Below are 18,413 nucleotides of genomic sequence, written 5' to 3'. Positions count from 1 at the left end.
CAAAAGGATAAATGCTATGTCCAGCATTCTGACCAACAATGGCGCAATGGTTGCGCTGCAAACTCTGAAAACCATCAACATGGATATGGAAGACCTCCAGTCCAAAATTTCTACCGGTAAAAAAGTTGCAGATGCGTCTGACAACTCTGCGGTTTGGGCAATCGCCAAGACCATGGATTCAGATGTTTCTGGTTTTAAAGCTGTATCCGAAAGCCTGTCGCTTGGCAGCTCAACTGTAGCTGTTGCGCAAAACGCAGCTGAGTCCATCACCGATCTGTTGATCGAGATGAAAGAAAAGATCGTTGCCGCAAATGGTGACAACGTTGACCGTGGTCTTTTGGACGATGATGTTCAGGCTCTGAAAGATCAAATTGACGCTGTCGTAGGCGCTGCGCAGTTCAACGGTCTGAACTTGGTTGATGGCACCGTGACGTCAACCGATGTTCTGTCTTCGCTGGACCGGGATGCAAGCGGTGCAGTAGCCTCCTCATCAATTACTGTCGGTGGTCAAAACCTTTCTACCGGAGCGTATACTGCTGCCACTGTGTTTGCCACAGGTACTGACAACAATGGCGCACTTGTGTCGGCTACTGGTGATACCTTTGTAGTAGGGCTCAATGCTGGTGATACAGAGGATATCGCCATTACCAACGCTGGTAACTGGGCGGTAGGCGATACCATCACGGTGCAGATCGGTGATCAAGAAGCATCCTACACTGTGTCTGCCGGTGATATTGTCAACGGTAATGCCAATGATATCGAATATATCGCGAATGGTCTGAAGGAGGCTATTGACGAACTAGGCATCGCTGGATTGGACGTGGAATACGATGATCCAACCCAATCTGGCGAACTGCAGATCACAAACAACGGCACAGACGCGATTTCGATCAACGGTTCGTACCAGAATGCGGGTGCCGGTGGCTTGGCTGATCTCGATACTCTTAGTGTTGCTAACGCCGTTGATGCGGGCAACGCATTGGATGCGATCGATGGTTTGATTGCTATAGCAAGCGATGCGGCTGCTGCTTTTGGTTCTGCACAAGGTCGCATTGAATCACAGTCTGACTTTGTCAGCAAACTGTCTGACTCACTGACTTCCGGTATTGGTTCACTGGTTGACGCAGACATGGAAAAAGCCTCTGCGCGCCTGAAAGCGCTGCAAACACAGCAGCAGCTGGGTGCACAGGCTCTGTCCATCGCAAACTCTGCGCCGCAGTCTTTGCTGTCACTGTTCCGTTAATAAACGGATTGATCAGAGCGCCCCGCGCGCTCTGATCCCCCATGCCCTTGTGCCCAAGACCAGAAGGTAAGGAAAAAACGTGAACGCTGCGCTAAAAGCCAAAAACGCCTACGGGAAAGCCCGTGCAACCACACGAACCCCGATCGATATTGAATATGAACTTCTTGGCCAGTTGACCCACCGGATCATCGCGGCCGCCAAAAAAGGCAAAACCGGCTTTAACGATCTCGTCGCAGCTCTTCATGACAATCAAAAGCTCTGGACAACCTTTGCAGCAGATATCGCATATGCCGATAATGCGCTTCCAGATGCGTTGAAAACAAACATCGTTTACCTTTCGCAGTTCACCGCACATCACACCGGCCAGGTCCTTGCCCGCAAGGCAGATGTTAGACCGCTGGTAGAAATCAACACGGCCATCATGCGTGGCCTTCGCAGTGGAGCCCCCTAATTATGAGCGGACTGGTCCTCAAACTTGCCCCCAAAGAGCGCGTTCTTGTCAACGGCGCCGTCATCGAAAACGGAGACCGCCGCAGCCGCCTGTCCATCGTGACACCGGATGCCAACATCCTGCGCCTGCGCGATGCGATCCCCCCCGAAGAAGCCAACACGCCTGTGCGCCGCGTCTGTTATGCCGCGCAATTGGTTCTGACAGGCGATATCGACGCTGATGAAGATCGCATGCCCATGCTGCGCCGCATCGAAGAGCTGAGCCAGGTCTTTACCGACACTGACAGCCGCGCAGCCCTCGCAGAAGCAACCGACGCTGTTTTGAGCAACAATCACTATCGGTGTCTCAAGGCCCTGCGCGCTCTTTTACCCCGCGAAGATCGCCTGATCGCTATTCGGCCCTCCTAAAAAATTGCCGCAGCTTCGGCAGTCTCTACATCCCGGCCGCCTTTTGTCCCCTCAAAGGACAAGGCGGCCTTGGCATTTTCAAAGTGTGAGATATTTCGCAAAAGAAAATGACATGGTGTAAAAGCCAAACTACCCTGTATTTCCTCTTGCATGCCGAAACACTCCTCCGTATAGAGCGCTCCACGACATCTGTGCCCAGATGGCGGAATTGGTAGACGCGCTAGCTTCAGGTGCTAGTGTCCGTATGGACGTGGAGGTTCGAGTCCTCTTCTGGGCACCAAATTACCCTGATATTTTCCGCTCAAACCTTTCTGGTATCGAACATCTAATTGTATCGCTACGATAAAACTCCTATGCCAATCAAAGCTCAGGCATTGGCGGAAGGGATCAGATCATTGGCAAACCACATGCACCAGAATGATTTACCTGCGGATCTGTCACTGGGTAATATCGTTGCAATTGATTGCGAGACCATGGGGTTGAACCCGCACCGTGATCGGTTGTGTCTGGTGCAGCTGTCTGCTGGGGATGGGGATGCCCACCTTGTACAAATTCGCAAAGGCCAAAACGAAGCGCCTAATCTGTGTCGCCTCCTTAGTGACCCCACAGTCCTAAAGATATTCCACTATGGTCGATTTGATATCGCCGCTCTCTATCAAGCGTTTGGCACGCTCACCACACCGGTTTACTGCACAAAAATCGCAAGCCGTCTGGTGCGCACCTATACAGATCGCCATGGGTTGAAAAATCTCACTCAGGAACTGCTGGGCGTCGACATATCAAAGCAACAACAGATGAGTGACTGGGGCGCCGCACACCTGACCGATGCGCAATTGGATTATGCGGCATCCGACGTTTTACACCTGCATCGCCTGCGCAAAGCCCTGAACAAACGCCTGCATCGTGAAGATCGCACCGAGATCGCACAAGCCTGTTTTGATTTTCTTCCAACGCGTGCAAGACTGGACCTCGCAGGCTGGCCCGACACCGACATATTTGCCCATTCTTGAATCGAGGCGGATAAAACACACCAGATTGAGACCAATGTCATGGACAGACATTCGCGCATTGTTGCCCTCTTAAAAGTGCTGCTGCCTTTGGCCGCGCTGACACTTTTGTCGACCGTCTTTCTGATCTCACGCAGCGATACGCCTGAGGCAACGATTCCCTTTGCCCGGCAAGAAATTGAAGAACGCATGCGCGGACAGCAGATCACTGCGCCCTTCTTCGCAGGTACAACCGCCGCCGGGGATGAGATTTTAGTCACAGCCGATCGGGTGACCCCCGGTCGGCAAGACAATCCAACCAATGCCACAAAGCTTGAGGCGATCCTCAAACTGTCCCAAGGCGGACGCATGACGATGACCTCAGAAACCGGGAATTTTCTCCCCGATCAGGGTGAGGCTCATTTTACCGGAATGGTCACAATTACGACAGCGGGTGGGCTGGTGGTTGAAACCGAAGAACTGCGCACCCAACTGCATGAAATAAACGCAACCGCTCCTAAAGATATCCGCGCAAACGGACCGTTTGGCACGCTATCTGCAGGCGCGATGCAGATCGATTCACTTTCCCCTCAGGATACTGTGTATATTGTATTCAAAAATGGGGTGAAGCTGGTATATGATCCCTCAAAACCGGAAAGATGACCCGTGCTGCTCTTACGTTCTCTGCTCTTGTTCATAGCTTGCATGTCCCTGCCAGCCCTGTCTCTCGCACAGGGGGCGTTTGCATTTGGAACCGTCCGCGCAGATCCTTTGCTCCCAGTAGAAGTGACGGCTGACACTTTATCCGTCAATCAAAGTAACGGTTCAGCCGATTTTCTGGGCAATGTCCTGATCATTCAGGGCGCTATGCGCCTATCAGCGGATACGGTGCATGTTGTCTACAAAGTAGACGACACGAACCAGCAAACAGGAATTGAAAGCCTGCAGGCCAAAGGCAATGTGATTTTGGTCAACGGGCCTGATGCAGCAGAAGCCCAACAGGCTAATTATAGCATCGATACCGGCACAATTGTGCTAAATGGTGATGTCCTACTCACCCAAGGTGCCAGCACGCTGACCTCAAACCAGCTGGTCGTGAATTTGACATCAGGCACCGCTGAAATGTCTGGCCGCGTCAAAACCATATTGGTTCCCGGAAAAAATTGATGGCCACCCCCAAGCTGACTGTCACCGAAGGTTCATCAGGGCTGCGTATTGAAAAGATGCGCAAATCTTACCGCAATCGCGTTGTTATTCGCGATGTCAGCATGTCTCTTGATCGTGGCGAAGTGGTCGCGCTTCTTGGGCCCAACGGATCTGGTAAAACAACCACATTTTACACCATAGCAGGTCTGGTATTCCCAGAAGGCGGCACCGTTTCCATTGATGGCCAGAATGTCACCACGCTGCCCATGTATCGCCGTGCCCGTATGGGCATTGGCTATCTGCCGCAAGAAATGTCGATCTTTCGCGGGCTCTCGGTCGAAGACAACATCCTGGCCGTTTTGGACATTTCTGAGAAACATCGCCACAAACGACGCGAGCGGTTAGAAGAGTTGCTGTCAGATTTTTCAATCGAACATCTTAGACGCGCTCCGGCTCTGGCCCTTTCCGGGGGGGAACGTCGCCGTGTTGAAATTGCCCGCTGCCTCGCCGCCAAACCCAGCTATCTTTTGTTGGACGAACCTTTTGCCGGGGTCGATCCAATTAGCGTCGGCGACATCCGCAACCTGGTGTCTGATCTGAAAAAGCGCGGGATTGGCGTTTTGATCACCGATCACAACGTGCGTGAAACACTGGAGATTGTGGATCGCGCCTATATTTTGCACGACGGGCAGGTGCTGATGTCAGGAACCCCCGCTGATGTCGTCGAAAACGAGAACGTGCGCCGAGTCTACCTTGGTGATAATTTCCGTATTTCTTGAGATACGACCATAAAATCACCTGCACTGCTGTACGGCATTTGGCTCAATTTTAGCTTTTCCATTGACTCTCCTCACACTTTGTCATCGAATTGAAACATGGCAAACGTGCAGCACCTTGCAGCAACTGAAATGGCCCTGAATACAGGACCTTCTGTGCTGCTGACTGTCTGGCGCCTGCCTGAATTCCACACTTAGATCCAATTATCACTGCACCAGTGCGAACTGGTCGGATTTAAGTGTTTATGTGTAAAGGAGATCACATGCGTTACAAAATCAGCGGAAAACAGATCGACATCGGCGAAGCCTTGCAAATTCATGTGCAAAGCGAGTTGGGCGAAGTTGTTGGCAAATATGCTGAACGACCGACCGACGCCAATGTAGTCTTTTCGCGATCAGCGCATGAATACGTCTGTGAAGCCACCGTACATCTGTCGACGGGGCTGACAGCCCAAGCCAAGGCTCATGCCACTGAAATCTATGCGGCTTTTGACAGCTGTAACGAAAAAATGGAAAAACAGCTACGCCGCTATAAGCGGAGATTGAAAGATCACCACCGGGAGCGCAGCGAACCAGTTGAACTTTTGGGCGCAAGTTCGTATATCCTTGCCTCAGAAGACAAAGAAGCTGTTTCTGAACCAGAGACCTTGCAACCGATCATCGTCGCAGAAATGGAAGCAAAGATCCCTTCCCTTTCCGTTGGTGAAGCTGTGATGCAAATGGAACTGGCAGGCGCGCCTGTCCTTGTTTTCAAAAACGAAAGCAAAGATAGCCTGAATGTCGTCTACCGTCGTGACGACGGCAATATTGGCTGGATTGATCCATAATTACATCCTAGAGGTGTGATGAGGCACCCGATCGGAGCAGAATAAATGCAGATTTCAAGCATCCTCAAACCCGAGGCAGTGCGCGTTATCGGCGCAGTATCTAGCAAGAAACGCCTGTTTCAGGAAGTTTCCGAAGTTGCAGGATCTGCATATGGAATGCCCGTGGCACATACGGTTGAGGCCTTGCTTGAACGCGAGAGCCTTGGCCCAACTGGGGTAGGGCACGGTGTTGCCCTGCCTCATGCACGTACAGATTGGATATCAGAGGTTCAGGGGGTATTTTTGACCCTAGAAAAACCGCTGGATTTTGGCGCTGTAGACCGGCAACCCGTGGATATTGTTTTCACGCTCTTCGCTCCAGAAGCGGCAGGCGTGGAGCATCTCAAAGCATTGGCCTTGGTGTCCAGAACATTGCGTGATCAGAGTTTCTGCACAAAACTGCGCGCAAACCCTGACCCGTCTACACTGCACACAATTCTAACCGACAGTCAGACGATAGAAGCCGCCTAAGACAGGCTCTTAGGCGCGATCTGCCCAATTTCCAAAGCCAAGCTTTAGATAGTCGCGCTGGTAAACTGCGCGACACAGGCGTTCAAGATCAGCATCGTATATCTGCGACAATGAAAAAGGCTGATCTTCTTCGCCATCAGACCTAACGCTCGTCAATTGGCCTATTTTTTCAGAAAGGCCTTTTAAATCCTGCGCAATTTCACTCTCACGTATGATGAGATCTGGAGCCAGAAACTCAGCAAAGCCTGAAATCACCTGCGTTTGGCTGGCCCAGTTTGCATCTACACGGATTGATGTTTGACCACCCAGATTGAGTTTGAGAAAATTCAAAAAACCTTCAAATGCGGCGCGATGCTGAGGCAGAGTATAATCTTCCCCCGGCCCCTGTTCCGGCATAGGTACATTGTAGCGTCGGCGCAGCGTATTGCGGATTTTCAAAAAGCATCCAGGCCCTTTGTTTAAAATGCGTGCGCAGAAAACCGCATGGGCGCGCTGCAGCGGATGGCGTACAACCGTAAAGCTGCGAAATCCCGGATTGTTTTGCATCCACTGGCGCGCTTCTTTTTGGTTCATCCCCTTCTGCAAGGCATCCCCTTGGACATTGTCCAGATCCGCCAACCATTGGGTCACCGGCTGCTCTGCCCCCCCCTGGATCGGCAGATACAGAACCGAAGCCTGCGCCGCGGCAATATAGCCCGGAACCGCCGGCCCGCGACGTGGTTCAAAATTGGGCGTACGGGTCAGATTAAAATGATCAATACCAGTCAAGGCAGCAATCATTTCTTCGCTGTTGTGCACCTTTGAAACAACAGGCGACGGATTTTGCCGTTTTAGGCTATCATCAAGCGCCTCAAGTTGCGCCTTTGCTCCTAACCAGCGGGCGAGGCCATTCATCACAGCGACATCCTGTAGGTCTTCATAAGCGACGTAAAAGGCGCTTTGTCCGCTGCGCTGCAACTGTCCCTGCAACGAAATCTGAAACTGCTGCAAAGCATCGACATGTGCCGCAAATTCAGCCGCATCAAAATGCGCCTGCGCCTCTTTGCGTCGGGTCACATTTGTAAGTTTCCATTGCCCGGTGGCCTCAGCGATTTTCAACGAAACATAGCTGTCAAGTGGATTGCGCGTCAGAACAATTTTTGCACATCTCGGATCGTTCAATATCGTGTCGAGCACACGGGAATCGTGGTCATGAAAGTAACGAAACCCTGCCAGAGCAGTTGCATCAGTGCGTATCGCATTCAGAAGCACAGCTGGGTTTGCCTCTCGATCGTTCAATGTAATACCAAGACAATCTTCACGATTGGGGTAGCCAATGAAATGCGGATTAAACGCTTCACCATGACAAGCGATCCCGTCAAATGCGTTTAAATTGGCCTCCAAAAAGTTGGATCCAGTACGCATTTCAGCGAAAATCACAAAATAATCAAACTGTTGAGTCATAGCCATTCATTGAACAATATAAGGTTTACCTAAAGACGGGGATACCTCACGCGAGAGGGCTTCCCCTTCAACCGGAAAATCTCCCATCACATAGGGGTGCATTCCATGGTTTTTGAGATCTTGGAGGAAGTGTCCGAATCCATCAAGCGAAGTCTGATCGGGCAAATCAGGCGTGCCCGACACCCCCAGATCCGTCAAACAACTGCGCAAGTTTTCTTGTGGGGCTTCGATAAAATCTGCCATCGACCAAATTCGCACACGCGCTTTCACCCAGGGAGATCGTAAAAGAGAAAGAAACGCTGCCTCACGTTTTTGCAGACGGGCTGCCTCTTTTCGCAGCAGTTTAAAATCAAGATCAGAACGGCACAACCGTAAGGCCCAGGCCCCGGCAATCACCGAAATCTGTGCGTTCACATCATAGGCCATCAGTTGCGCGATGGGCTGTTCGTCTCTTGGGCTGAATTGAAAACAATGGCGCGCGTCACGACTGTTCCACAAAAGGTTGGTCAGGAAGCTCTCAGGATCATAATCTCGGATACGTACATTATCTGACATCGTGCCCTGCGTGATGCTATGTCGCCCGGCGTATTCAACCCGATCTGAAGCAAACAAATGGCCGTGCACAACCCTATCTGAAACCTGTGTCAACCAAGGTTCAAATCCTTCATAAAAGTCAGAAAACCCTTGAAACACTGCATAAGGCGCCGCTGTCACACCTGTCTGGCCCTGCCGATAGGGAAAGCGGCTTTGCATGTAAAGGCCCGCCCGGCCGCGCAGACGGCGCTCCATTGCATGTGAAAATACACGGTCAATTTTGCCAGGATTTGGCTGAGCGTGATCAGCGGTTTCTGCGCGTGCCCCCAGAAACGCCTGATACAGCCCCTCTGCCTGAGGCCATATCTTTCGCGCCACAAAACAATCCGACCGGCGCAACAAAGACAGGTGATCTTCGTAAAAGATATGCGGCCGGCCTTGATGATCAAATTTCGACAAGGTCAGAGAACGGCTTTCAATTTCTTTGCTGTGCCGCCGCACCAGCGTCTGAAAGTAGCTTTCGTCGGGAATCCAGACCCGTTTGAAATAGCGATCAATGGCTGGGCGGTCTGGATCTGTAAGAACTGCGCTCAATGTCTTGCGGGTCAGGCACCACCATTGGCTTCCCATATGTGGCTTTAGACCTATAGGAAAACGGCGACGCAGTCCCAATCGACGCTGCCAGCGCACATAGCCATCAAAAAGCAAGCGATGCTTTTTCCATGAGAAGGGAAATCGCAACGTAAAACGTTCGGCACTTAATCCACCCACGGTCCAAGGCACATCCGCAGTGGTGGCACTTTCGATAAAATCAGTCTCGGGTCGAGCCGCTAAATAGTCTTTTAGATCAGAAACAGGTCGCAATGGCAGGCATGAACCTGACATCAGATAGACATGGGTCACATCGTCATGCTGCGACAGCATTTGCTCTGCGGCGGACTGCGTTGCCGCCACTATCCCCCACATGCCCCATTCACAGGCGTGACGGTCGCAAAAACTGACTTGTGCCACCTCTGAAAGTGCTGACTGGAAACGGGAAAAGGCGTGATCTGGTACTTTTTCATCCACATGGATCACAACTGGACAACCTGCAGCCGCCCAATATTGCGCAACCTGCGCGGCCCGATCAAACGCCGTGTGAACCAGCATGAGAATGCCAATCCTCATGCCCAGTTGCCTTTGGACATCAGGCCTAAAATTTCAAGCTGCCGCCAGTTGATGTAGCGTTCGCTCCATTTGCACCACAGTTCTGGCTGGTCTTCCAGCTGTGCCGCATAGGCTCGGTATTCCGCCGAAGATGCATAGTGCTGGCCCCGCTGTATCTCTTCTGACGCTTTGGCAGACAACGTGTCCAGAAATTTTGTATGGAGCAAAATACCACTGGCCTTCTCGCCTCCCGCTTCATCATAGACCTGATTCAATCCACGCGGCAAAAGCGTATGGGTCGAACTGACATAGGCATATCTGCGGTCCCATTTGACCAAAGGGGTTTTATTCAGTGCCGGAGCCTTTTTCGGTTGGGCGGCAAAGAACTTACGCATCCGAACGCCCCCCTGGATCCACAGGTTTCCGTAGGTTGGGTTTTTGCGGACAATATAATTGCCACTGTCAAACCAGTGCGCAATTTCCAGCGGGTTTTGGCCCGCCTGATACGGTGTATCGCCAATTTTTCCTTTGGGATAGACATCCAATAACATGGCAGAAAAGCTGGGGATCTCTGAGCTGTCCAACCAATCTGTCAGCGCCTGCAATGGGCGTGTATCGCTAAAAGGATAAACAAAAAATTCATCAGGATCGACCACAAGTACCCAATGACCATGGGCATATTTACGTTTCAGATGGTTCATCCAATCGACGCCAAATGTTGCCCGCTTATAGCTTGCATCACTGTGCCAGAGCGAAACATCCCCCATGCCAGAAAGATAGGCCTCACACCCGTCTGTTGACCCATTATCGATAATCAGAAAATGACCAACCCCTTGATTTCGATAGTAGTCCAGAAAATACGGGAGCCGGATCTGTTCATTGCGCAATGTGCAGACGAGCAGAACATCATTTGGTTGAATGTTGTTCGTGTGATCCTGAACCACGCGCAACTCGCGTGATTTCCGCATTGCCCGCAGAATGCGCCGCTGGCGCCGCAGACGCATCCGATAAGAATGCCAAATACCCAAACCACTGCCTACTTTTGCTTATGCGGGCCGAAGAGCAACCCTCTTGTTTGAAAAAGAATATGCCACAGGGGGCCGCGTGATTTCAATGAATTTACCAAAGGGTATAATTGGACAGTATTGGATCACGGCCAAGCGCCACGCCTCATCAAGCCAAGCTGCTCCAATTGTTGGGCATTCGCATAGCGTTGAGACGCGTCACACCACAAATCAGGCGCTGCAATGATTTCATCATAATAGCGTTCGTAGCGCTCGACATAGGTAAAGTGCTGACGCCTTACCTTTTCTTCCTCAGACTTTGCGATAATCTCGTCCAGAAATTTGGTATGTAACAACACGCCTGTCGGGCACTCCAAACGCGCATCAAAAACCGCGTTTAAGTACCTCGGCAACAACGTATGGGTTGAACTGACATAAACATCCCCACGCGCCCAACGTACCAGCGGAGTCTTATGCAGATGTGGCGCGTGATCTGGTTCATCCTGAAAAAACACACGTTTGCGTGGCCCCCCTCGGATCGAGATCTGCCCATAGCGTTTCTTATAATCCCAAGTATACGTATCCGCATCGAACCAGCGCAGAGTGTCAAACGGGGTTATTGCATTTGCCTGAGGCTGCCCCCCCAAAGAGCCCTTTGGGTACATATCCAGCATCATTGCACCAAATGCGCGTTGCCCTTGTTCATCCAGCCATGCGGTCAGAGCGTGCAGGTCTCGCCCCTGCCATTCTGGATAGATCAAGATCTCATCTGCATCTGCAGTCAGGCACCATATCCCGCGACCATAGCGATGTTGCAAACCTGTCAGCCAGTCCACACCAAATCGTGAGCTGCGATAGGGGGCATCCGTTGTCCAGAGAGAGACATCAGGCTGATCTAACAAATATTCCCGCGTGCCATCATCGCTGTCATTGTCAACGATCAGGAACTGCGTGATCCCAAGCCTGCGATAATGTTCTAAATAATAAGGAAGGCGTTGCCGTTCGTTTCGCATTGTCGCAAAGCATAAAAGCGACGACGCGTTGATTGCAGCGGTGCAGTCTTTCAATACAGTCAGCTGTTTTGCAGCTTTACGCGCACGCCACAGCAAATACTTACGTTTCAGCCGTAGCAAGTAACGGGCGGGCCAGCTCAGCCGGGGCTGCACCAGCCGCGCCCTGTCAATCATTGTGTGTAGTGTCCGGTCTGGTGCCATTTCCAAGCATCAGATATCATTTTATCCAATGTCGAACGTTTTGGCTCCCAGCCCAGATCCGTGACGGCCCGGGTAGAACCAGATACCAGTTTGGTACAATCACCAGCCCGGCGTGCGCCAACGTTGTAAGGAACAGCTTCATTTGTGACTGAGCGAGAATGATCGATCACTTCCATCACCGAAAAACCAGACCCGGTGCCAAGGTTGAAGACTTGGCTGCCTTTGTCGGCTTCCAGCCATTTCAGCCCCAAAACATGAGCATCGACCAGATCACAGACATGTACATAGTCCCGAATGCACGTGCCGTCGGGAGTGTCGTAATCTGTACCAAAGACAGTCAGAGCATCCCGTTCACCTTTGATTGCCTGCAGCATCAAAGGGATCAAATGGGTTTCAGGCTGATGAAATTCGCCCACTTCCGCCTCTGGATCAGCACCAGCAACGTTGAAATAGCGAAAAATTACCGACCGCAGACCATAGGCTGCTTCGAAATCCTTGAGGATGTCTTCCACAGCGCGCTTGCTGGCGCCATAGGCATTCAAAGGCTGCTGCGGAGTCTGCTCATCCAAGACAACATTATCATGCTCACCATAGGTGGCACAGGTGGAGGAAAACACAAAATCAAGGCAGTCTGCAGCGACAGCCGCTTCCACCAAGGTTAAAGAGCCCCCTACATTGTTTGCCCAGTATTTCCCAGGCTGGCTCATCGCCTCACCAACCTGGCTGAGCGCAGCAAAATGCATGACTGCAATGGGTTTGTATTTTGCAAAGACCTCATCTAGACGGGCACGATCAGTAAGATCTCCCTGCTCAAATGGCCCAAATTTCACCGCGTCCTGCCAACCCGTCACCAGATTGTCGTAAGTGACAGGCGTATATCCGGCCATTTTCAATGCTTTACAGGCATGCGACCCAATGTATCCGGCACCACCGGTTACCAACACATTTTTCAATGGAACTGTCCTTCGTTCTGTGCCCGCGCGCACAGCGCGCGGGAGGCTCAGTTTTACTGCGCCGCTTTATCCATCTGTGAAACTTGCTGGATGTAGCCCATCAGATCATCGCGCAAATCGTCACGCGCCAGAGCAAAAGCAACGGTAGCCTGCAAAAAGCCTGCTTTTGATCCACAATCAAACCGCTGACCGTTGAAGCGATAGCCGTAAACAGGCACATCTGCAGCGATATCTTCTGCAATCGCATCCGTCAGCTGGATCTCACCGCCTGCACCCTCTTTCATGTGGTTGAGGTTGGTCAGGACAGATGGAGACAGAATGTAACGGCCAATCACAGCAAGATTTGATGGCGCTTCTTCGGCTTTTGGTTTTTCAACCATGCCACGGGCTTCGACAACGGCCCCCATATCGTTTTTCACATCCAAAACGCCATAAGATGAGGTCTGTTCCGGTGAGACTTCCATCGTTGCGACCATATTGCCGCCGGTCTCTTCATAGGCTTCCACCATTTGCTTGAGGCAAGATGTTTCAGCCGCGATGACATCATCAGGCAGCATGACAGCAAAAGGCTCATCACCAATCAAACGGCGCGCGCACCAGACCGCGTGCCCCAAGCCCAGCGCCTGGTGCTGACGAACATACGCAATTGCACCTGAATCCATGTTGGTTTCATTCAGCACGTTCAGCAGTTGGTCTTTGCCCTTTTCACGCAAAGACGCCTCCAAAACGGGGCTGCGATCAAAATAATCTTCCAGCGCGCCTTTGCCACGCGAGGTTACAAAAATAAATTCTTCAATACCCGCCGCGCGCGCTTCATCAATTGCATATTGTACCAGCGGACGATCAACGAGAGTCATAATTTCTTTTGGCACAGATTTGGTCGCAGGCAAAAACCGCGTACCCAGACCCGCCACCGGGAAAATTGCTTTTGTTACTTTTCTGCGCATAACTCGCTCTCTCTATATATTCACCACCAAAGGCCTTGGTGTGAGGTCTGCAAACAAACCCGTTGGACCTCTGCCAGCCTCCAACAAGGCTGACAAGTGCATTGCTAGTCCAGCGTCACCTTTAAACCTGTCACCAGCCATTATTCCGGTTTTGTAACCCTAACGCTACAATGCATAAGCATATACCAGACGATCCTTCGCCCCCCATGCTCACCTCTTGTATTATTAAAGCCCCAGAGATTGGGCACAACAAACTGGGGCACCTTTGGGCAAAATATCGCGAACTCTCTGTGAAATACGCGACAATATCGGCATCGCCTGCCTATTATTTAAGGTTTTTTAAGATCAACTGCAGGTGCGTAGGCGATAAAGAACGGATTCGCGAATCCGTCTTTGCCATAGCTTAGTGGACTGTGATCATCAAAACGCACCACCTTGCCACCTGCGCCGCGCAAAACAGCATCCCCGGCTGCGGTATCCCATTCCATTGTCCGCCCGACGCGCGGGTAAAGATCAGCCTCTCCCGTTGCAACCAAGCAGAATTTCAGCGAAGATCCTGCACTTTTGCTGTCTTTCACTTGATACTTAGAGATGTAGTCATCTGTAGCCTGATCCCGGTGCGATTTAGACGCAACCACCATCAAAGCACTGTTATCGCTGTCTGCTACCTTGATAGGCGTTGTTGCACCAATAACATTTGGATCAAGCGCCCCCGTCTCTTCGACGGCAGATCCATCTGCGAGCGTGTAAAACATCCGATCCCGCGCCGGTGCATAGACGACACCACGTGTCGGAACGCCTTTTTCCACCAATGCGATATTCACAGTGAAATCGCCACGACGATGCACGAATTCTTTAGTGCCATCCAACGGGTCCACGATGAGGAAGGTATCGCCTTTTGCACTGTGAGATTCTGCCTGCTCTTCCGTCACCAGCATCATGTCAGGGAAAGCAGAGCGCAACCCAGCTGAGATCAACGCATCTGCCGCTTCATCCGCTTCGGTAACAGGGCTGTCGTCTGACTTTACCTTCACATCAAAGTTATCGGAGTTGTAAATCTCCATAATTTTCGCGCCCGCCTCGATGGCAAGCTTACGGATGATCGGGATCAACTCTTCATAGGTCATTAAAATCTCCTATTTTTGGCCATGTTGTAAACAAAACTCATGGTTCTTATGCTGTGCAAGCAACGGATCAGCAATATGTCCGTGTTAATTTGACCTCGAACGAACAAAGTTTGGTACAGATGTTTAGTCAACGACGCGCAGGCACTTCAGCTTTCCTTGGTTTTTTAACCATGTGCGAAGTTGTATTTCACGCGGTTGTGCGCAGTGTGCGCTCCAAACATAACAACGCGCTCATAGCGCTTGGTCTGAACATGCTGCAAGCTATTATGTTTGTATCGATTTTCTACCTGATGTTTACAATCTTAGGCGTCAAAGGAAATGCTGTACGGGGCGACTTTCTGCTTTACGTGATGTCAGGTGTCTTCCTGTTTCTGACCCATACTAAAGCTGTAGGTGCCGTATCCGGTGCTGAAGGGCCAAGCAGCCCAATGATGCAACATGCGCCTATGAATACAATTGTTGCGATTCTGTCGGCCGCGCTTGGATCACTTTATCTGCAATCCCTGTCGCTCTTTCTGATTCTATTTGGCTATCATGTTGCCTTTACCCCAGTTGAAATTGTTGATCCAATTTCCGCCTATGCAATGGTCCTGCTGGCCTGGCTGACAGGATCCTGTGTTGGATTGGTTTTGCTGGTGCTCAAACCTTGGGCTCCCAGCCTGGTTGGCATTCTCTCAACGGTCTATCAACGTGCGAATATGATCGCATCTGGCAAAATGTTTCTTGCCAACACATTGCCAAGCTTCATGCTGGCTCTGTTTGACTGGAACCCACTGTTCCACTGCATCGACCAAGCAAGAGGGTATATCTTTAAAAACTATAACCCCCACTTCAGCAGCTGGGAATATGCCCTTTGGATCGCCCTGATCTTGATCCTGATCGGGTTGATGGGAGAGTTTTATACGCGCAAGAATGTCTCTATCAGCTGGAGCGCCAAGCGCTAAAATACTGCGGGTGATCACGTAACCACCCGCAGAGTAAGATTGATACGCCCGCCCTTAGGCAGCAGGCGCGATGATTTAAACCTAATGCGATCGACACCGTGATACGCAAGACGTGCCTCTCCGCCCATCACTACAACATCGCCTGAATTCAGCCAGACAGAATCAGTTTTACCGCCGCGCGTTATATTCCCGATCCGAAATAACGCGTCATCTCCAAGACTGATTGAAACAACCGGATATGAAAAATCCGCTTCATCCTTATCCTGATGCAATCCCATACGCGCGTCTTCACCGTAATAATTCAACAAACAGCATTCAGGTTGGCGATCCGCCCCGCTCGCTGCATACCACAAGTCTAACAAAGCCTGTGGAATCGCGGGCCATAGGCGTCCGGACGGGTGTTGATCTATATATCGATACCCTGATGCATCGGAAAACCAACCATAGGAACCACTTGCGGTCATCCGCACAGACATCTTTCCACCCCGCGGCGTCTCAGGCGAAAAAAGTGGCGCCGCCTTTAACAGCGGGCGCAGATCGTCAATCAAAGCGCGCTGAGCCTCAGGCGAAAGGTAAGATTTGTGAATTTCAAAGCCACGCACCCGCAACATTGCCATCGCATTATTCCATTCTTAACCATATCCCTTGAAAAAACTTCACCATCAACGACGCAGCACGTCCTGAGGCGCTTGCAGGGATCATTTCCGCTCCTTATATACGCTTCGACGCGGCGTGGTTTAGACCAAACCGCACTGTTTTCGGGGTATGGATGCCACAAAGGGTTCAGACCTCGTGTAATCGCCTTGATGAGAAAAAGGGATCAAAGATGAGCAAAGTTATCGGGATTGACCTCGGCACCACCAACTCCTGTGTGGCCCTTATGGATGGCTCGCAGCCTCGCGTGATTGAAAACGCTGAAGGCGCGCGCACCACGCCGTCAATCGTCGCCTTTACCGACGAAGAGCGCCTGGTTGGCCAACCTGCGAAACGTCAGGCTGTTACCAACCCAGACAACACCATTTTTGGTGTGAAACGCCTGATCGGTCGCCGCGCAGATGACACGCATCTGGCAAAAGACAAGAAAAACCTGCCCTTCGCAGTCGTGAATGGCGGCAATGGCGATGCATGGGTTGAAGCCAAGGGTGAGAAATACTCCCCATCACAAATCTCGGCCTTCACCCTGGGCAAAATGAAAGAGACCGCAGAATCTTATCTGGGTGAGGAAGTCACCCAAGCTGTGATTACCGTTCCTGCGTATTTCAACGATGCACAGCGTCAGGCGACCAAAGACGCCGGTAAAATTGCCGGTCTGGAAGTTCTGCGTATCATCAACGAGCCAACCGCTGCGGCGCTGGCCTATGGTCTGGACAAAGAGAACACCCAAACCATCGCTGTTTATGACCTTGGTGGTGGTACATTCGATGTCACCATTCTGGAAATCGACGACGGCCTTTTTGAAGTAAAGTCAACCAATGGTGACACCTTCCTGGGTGGTGAAGACTTTGACATGCGCATCGTCAACTATCTGGCCGATCAGTTCAAAAAAGAGCATGGCGTTGATCTGACCGCAGACAAGATGGCACTGCAGCGTTTGAAAGAAGCGGCAGAAAAAGCAAAAATCGAACTGTCGAGCGCAAACCAAACCGAGATCAACCAGCCGTTTATCTCGATGGATCCTTCCACCGGTCAACCTTTGCACATGGTTATCAAACTGACCCGTGCGAAACTGGAAAGCCTGGTTGCAGACTTGATCAAAAACTCCATGAAACCCTGTGCAGCTGCGTTGAAGGATGCGGGCATCTCTGCTTCTGACATCGACGAAGTGGTTCTGGTAGGCGGCATGACCCGCATGCCCAAAGTGATCGAAGAAGTTACGAAATTCTTCGGCAAAGAACCCCACAAAGGTGTGAACCCGGATGAGGTTGTTGCAATGGGCGCGGCCATTCAGGCCGGCGTTCTGCAAGGCGACGTGAAAGACGTTGTTCTCTTGGACGTGACCCCACTGTCACTGGGCATCGAAACCTTGGGTGGCGTTTTCACCCGTTTGATCGACCGCAACACCACCATTCCAACAAAAAAATCTCAGGTCTTCTCAACTGCTGAAGACAACCAGAACGCCGTAACCATCCGTGTGTTCCAGGGTGAGCGTGAAATGGCGGCCGACAACAAGATTCTTGGCCAATTCAACCTTGAAGACATTCCACCTGCACCACGCGGCTTGCCTCAAATTGAAGTGACCTTTGATATCGACGCCAACGGCATCGTGTCTGTGTCAGCAAAAGACAAAGGCACCAACAAAGAGCACCGGATTACCATCCAAGCGTCTGGCGGCCTGTCCGATGAGGACATCGAACAAATGGTCAAAGACGCCGAGGACAATGCCGAGGCGGATAAAGAGCGTCGCGAACTGATCGAAGCACGCAACCAAGCCGAAAGCCTTGTACACTCCACTGAGAAATCTCTGGAAGAACACAGCGACAAGGTTGATCCCTCCACCGTTGAAGTGATCGAACTGGCGCTGGCCGCACTGAAAGACGATCTGGAAAATGAAAAATCCAACGCCGATAAGATCAAGTCTGGCATCCAGAACGTCACAGAAGCTGCGATGAAGCTGGGTGAAGCGATCTACAAAGCACAAGCTGAAGACGCTGGTGATGAACCTGCAGCTGCAGACGAAGCAGCAGGCCCCGGTGACGATGACATTGTCGACGCCGAGTTCGAAGATCTGGACGGCGACAAGCGCTAACGTTTGCGC

At 51.4% G+C, this 18,413-nt stretch carries 19 protein-coding genes and 1 tRNA gene; 12 read left to right on the top strand and 8 right to left on the bottom strand.

What is annotated here, in order from left to right:
- The first annotated feature begins 16 nt into the window (after positions 1–16).
- The 10 genes from BLP79_RS14620 to BLP79_RS14575 all read left to right on the top strand — a co-directional run bounded on the left by BLP79_RS14620 (position 17) and on the right by BLP79_RS14575 (position 6,346).
- The gene (locus BLP79_RS14620) at positions 17–1,243 is read left to right on the top strand and encodes a flagellin (RefSeq protein WP_090220228.1); all 1,227 of its coding nucleotides are present in this window, start codon (positions 17–19) and stop codon (positions 1,241–1,243) included.
- Between the two features lie 79 nt (positions 1,244–1,322).
- Complete coding sequence (gene flaF / locus BLP79_RS14615; RefSeq protein ID WP_090220226.1) at positions 1,323–1,694, top strand: flagellar biosynthesis regulator FlaF; 372 nt, start codon at positions 1,323–1,325, stop codon at positions 1,692–1,694.
- A 2-nt stretch (positions 1,695–1,696) separates the two neighbouring features.
- Positions 1,697–2,101, top strand: a complete 405-nt coding sequence (gene flbT, locus BLP79_RS14610) for a flagellar biosynthesis repressor FlbT (RefSeq protein ID WP_090220224.1) — start codon at positions 1,697–1,699, stop codon at positions 2,099–2,101.
- A 193-nt stretch (positions 2,102–2,294) separates the two neighbouring features.
- Positions 2,295–2,381, top strand: a tRNA-Leu gene (locus tag BLP79_RS14605).
- A 115-nt stretch (positions 2,382–2,496) separates the two neighbouring features.
- Positions 2,497–3,111, top strand: a complete 615-nt coding sequence (locus tag BLP79_RS14600) for a ribonuclease D (RefSeq protein WP_090220392.1) — start codon at positions 2,497–2,499, stop codon at positions 3,109–3,111.
- Positions 3,112–3,150: 39 nt separating this feature from the next.
- Positions 3,151–3,750: an LPS export ABC transporter periplasmic protein LptC gene (gene lptC / locus BLP79_RS14595; protein ID WP_090220222.1), complete on the top strand. Its 600-nt coding sequence runs from the start codon at positions 3,151–3,153 to the stop codon at positions 3,748–3,750.
- Positions 3,751–3,753: 3 nt separating this feature from the next.
- Positions 3,754–4,254, top strand: coding sequence for an LptA/OstA family protein (locus BLP79_RS14590; RefSeq protein ID WP_090220220.1), 501 nt, complete (start codon positions 3,754–3,756; stop codon positions 4,252–4,254).
- The gene (gene lptB, locus BLP79_RS14585; RefSeq protein WP_090220219.1) at positions 4,254–5,012 is read left to right on the top strand and encodes an LPS export ABC transporter ATP-binding protein; all 759 of its coding nucleotides are present in this window, start codon (positions 4,254–4,256) and stop codon (positions 5,010–5,012) included. Before BLP79_RS14590 ends, lptB begins: the two co-directional genes overlap by 1 nt.
- Positions 5,013–5,272: 260 nt before the next feature.
- A complete protein-coding gene (hpf, locus tag BLP79_RS14580) occupies positions 5,273–5,836 on the top strand; it encodes a ribosome hibernation-promoting factor, HPF/YfiA family (protein ID WP_090220218.1) in 564 nt (187 codons plus the stop codon).
- A gap of 45 nt (positions 5,837–5,881) precedes the next feature.
- Positions 5,882–6,346 carry a PTS sugar transporter subunit IIA gene (locus BLP79_RS14575; protein ID WP_090220217.1) on the top strand — a complete coding sequence of 155 codons (465 nt, stop codon included), beginning with the start codon at positions 5,882–5,884 and terminating at the stop codon, positions 6,344–6,346.
- A 9-nt stretch (positions 6,347–6,355) separates the two neighbouring features.
- Here BLP79_RS14575 and BLP79_RS14570 read toward each other — a convergent pair whose 3' ends face one another.
- From BLP79_RS14570 to cysQ, 7 genes are all read right to left on the bottom strand, one after another.
- Entirely contained in the window at positions 6,356–7,789 is a 1,434-nt protein-coding gene (locus tag BLP79_RS14570; protein WP_090220215.1) for a nodulation protein NodH, read from the bottom strand.
- A gap of 6 nt (positions 7,790–7,795) precedes the next feature.
- Entirely contained in the window at positions 7,796–9,490 is a 1,695-nt protein-coding gene (locus BLP79_RS14565) for a DUF5927 domain-containing protein (RefSeq protein WP_090220214.1), read from the bottom strand.
- Complete coding sequence (locus BLP79_RS14560) at positions 9,487–10,473, bottom strand: glycosyltransferase family 2 protein (RefSeq protein WP_090220212.1); 987 nt, start codon at positions 10,471–10,473, stop codon at positions 9,487–9,489. The genes BLP79_RS14565 and BLP79_RS14560 overlap by 4 nt, the downstream gene beginning before the upstream one ends.
- A gap of 146 nt (positions 10,474–10,619) precedes the next feature.
- On the bottom strand, positions 10,620–11,639 hold the full coding sequence (locus BLP79_RS14555) for a glycosyltransferase family 2 protein (RefSeq protein ID WP_232716585.1): 1,020 nt from the start codon (positions 11,637–11,639) through the stop codon (positions 10,620–10,622).
- A gap of 17 nt (positions 11,640–11,656) precedes the next feature.
- Positions 11,657–12,640, bottom strand: coding sequence for a UDP-glucose 4-epimerase GalE (galE, locus tag BLP79_RS14550; protein ID WP_090220209.1), 984 nt, complete (start codon positions 12,638–12,640; stop codon positions 11,657–11,659).
- A gap of 53 nt (positions 12,641–12,693) precedes the next feature.
- Positions 12,694–13,587 (bottom strand): UTP--glucose-1-phosphate uridylyltransferase GalU, encoded by an 894-nt coding sequence (galU, locus tag BLP79_RS14545; protein ID WP_090220207.1) that lies wholly within the window; start codon positions 13,585–13,587, stop codon positions 12,694–12,696.
- Positions 13,588–13,916: 329 nt separating this feature from the next.
- Positions 13,917–14,714, bottom strand: a complete 798-nt coding sequence (gene cysQ, locus BLP79_RS14540; protein ID WP_090220205.1) for a 3'(2'),5'-bisphosphate nucleotidase CysQ — start codon at positions 14,712–14,714, stop codon at positions 13,917–13,919.
- 119 nt (positions 14,715–14,833) lie between these two features.
- On the opposite strand from cysQ, the gene BLP79_RS14535 reads away from it, so the two are divergent.
- A complete protein-coding gene (locus tag BLP79_RS14535; RefSeq protein ID WP_090220390.1) occupies positions 14,834–15,658 on the top strand; it encodes an ABC transporter permease in 825 nt (274 codons plus the stop codon).
- Between the two features lie 14 nt (positions 15,659–15,672).
- On the opposite strand, the gene BLP79_RS14530 is transcribed toward BLP79_RS14535, so the two are convergent.
- On the bottom strand, positions 15,673–16,275 hold the full coding sequence (locus BLP79_RS14530; RefSeq protein ID WP_090220204.1) for an alpha-ketoglutarate-dependent dioxygenase AlkB family protein: 603 nt from the start codon (positions 16,273–16,275) through the stop codon (positions 15,673–15,675).
- 209 nt (positions 16,276–16,484) lie between these two features.
- Here BLP79_RS14530 and dnaK point away from each other — a divergent pair, with 209 nt between their 5' ends.
- Complete coding sequence (gene dnaK / locus BLP79_RS14525) at positions 16,485–18,404, top strand: molecular chaperone DnaK (protein WP_090220202.1); 1,920 nt, start codon at positions 16,485–16,487, stop codon at positions 18,402–18,404.
- The last annotated feature ends 9 nt before the right edge of the window (positions 18,405–18,413 follow it).

It is taken from the genome of Epibacterium ulvae (assembly GCF_900102795.1).
Lineage (GTDB): Bacteria > Pseudomonadota > Alphaproteobacteria > Rhodobacterales > Rhodobacteraceae > Epibacterium > Epibacterium ulvae.
Note: the sequence above shows the minus strand (reverse complement) of the source record. Positions and strands in the feature narration are given on the sequence as shown.

What these genes read in the sequence shown, in the direction of transcription:
- BLP79_RS14565 (WP_090220214.1), bottom strand. Translation starts at nt 9,490, where the DNA reads ATGAGGATTGGCATTCTCATGCTGGTTCACACGGCGTTTGATCGGGCC.
- BLP79_RS14535 (WP_090220390.1), top strand. Translation starts at nt 14,834, where the DNA reads ATGTTTAGTCAACGACGCGCAGGCACTTCAGCTTTCCTTGGTTTTTTA.
- BLP79_RS14620 (WP_090220228.1), top strand. Translation starts at nt 17, where the DNA reads ATGTCCAGCATTCTGACCAACAATGGCGCAATGGTTGCGCTGCAAACT.
- BLP79_RS14530 (WP_090220204.1), bottom strand. Translation starts at nt 16,275, where the DNA reads ATGGCAATGTTGCGGGTGCGTGGCTTTGAAATTCACAAATCTTACCTT.
- hpf (WP_090220218.1), top strand. Translation starts at nt 5,273, where the DNA reads ATGCGTTACAAAATCAGCGGAAAACAGATCGACATCGGCGAAGCCTTG.
- galU (WP_090220207.1), bottom strand. Translation starts at nt 13,587, where the DNA reads ATGCGCAGAAAAGTAACAAAAGCAATTTTCCCGGTGGCGGGTCTGGGT.
- BLP79_RS14575 (WP_090220217.1), top strand. Translation starts at nt 5,882, where the DNA reads ATGCAGATTTCAAGCATCCTCAAACCCGAGGCAGTGCGCGTTATCGGC.
- lptB (WP_090220219.1), top strand. Translation starts at nt 4,254, where the DNA reads ATGGCCACCCCCAAGCTGACTGTCACCGAAGGTTCATCAGGGCTGCGT.
- flbT (WP_090220224.1), top strand. Translation starts at nt 1,697, where the DNA reads ATGAGCGGACTGGTCCTCAAACTTGCCCCCAAAGAGCGCGTTCTTGTC.
- BLP79_RS14560 (WP_090220212.1), bottom strand. Translation starts at nt 10,473, where the DNA reads ATGCGTCTGCGGCGCCAGCGGCGCATTCTGCGGGCAATGCGGAAATCA.
- dnaK (WP_090220202.1), top strand. Translation starts at nt 16,485, where the DNA reads ATGAGCAAAGTTATCGGGATTGACCTCGGCACCACCAACTCCTGTGTG.
- cysQ (WP_090220205.1), bottom strand. Translation starts at nt 14,714, where the DNA reads ATGACCTATGAAGAGTTGATCCCGATCATCCGTAAGCTTGCCATCGAG.
- BLP79_RS14570 (WP_090220215.1), bottom strand. Translation starts at nt 7,789, where the DNA reads ATGACTCAACAGTTTGATTATTTTGTGATTTTCGCTGAAATGCGTACT.
- lptC (WP_090220222.1), top strand. Translation starts at nt 3,151, where the DNA reads ATGGACAGACATTCGCGCATTGTTGCCCTCTTAAAAGTGCTGCTGCCT.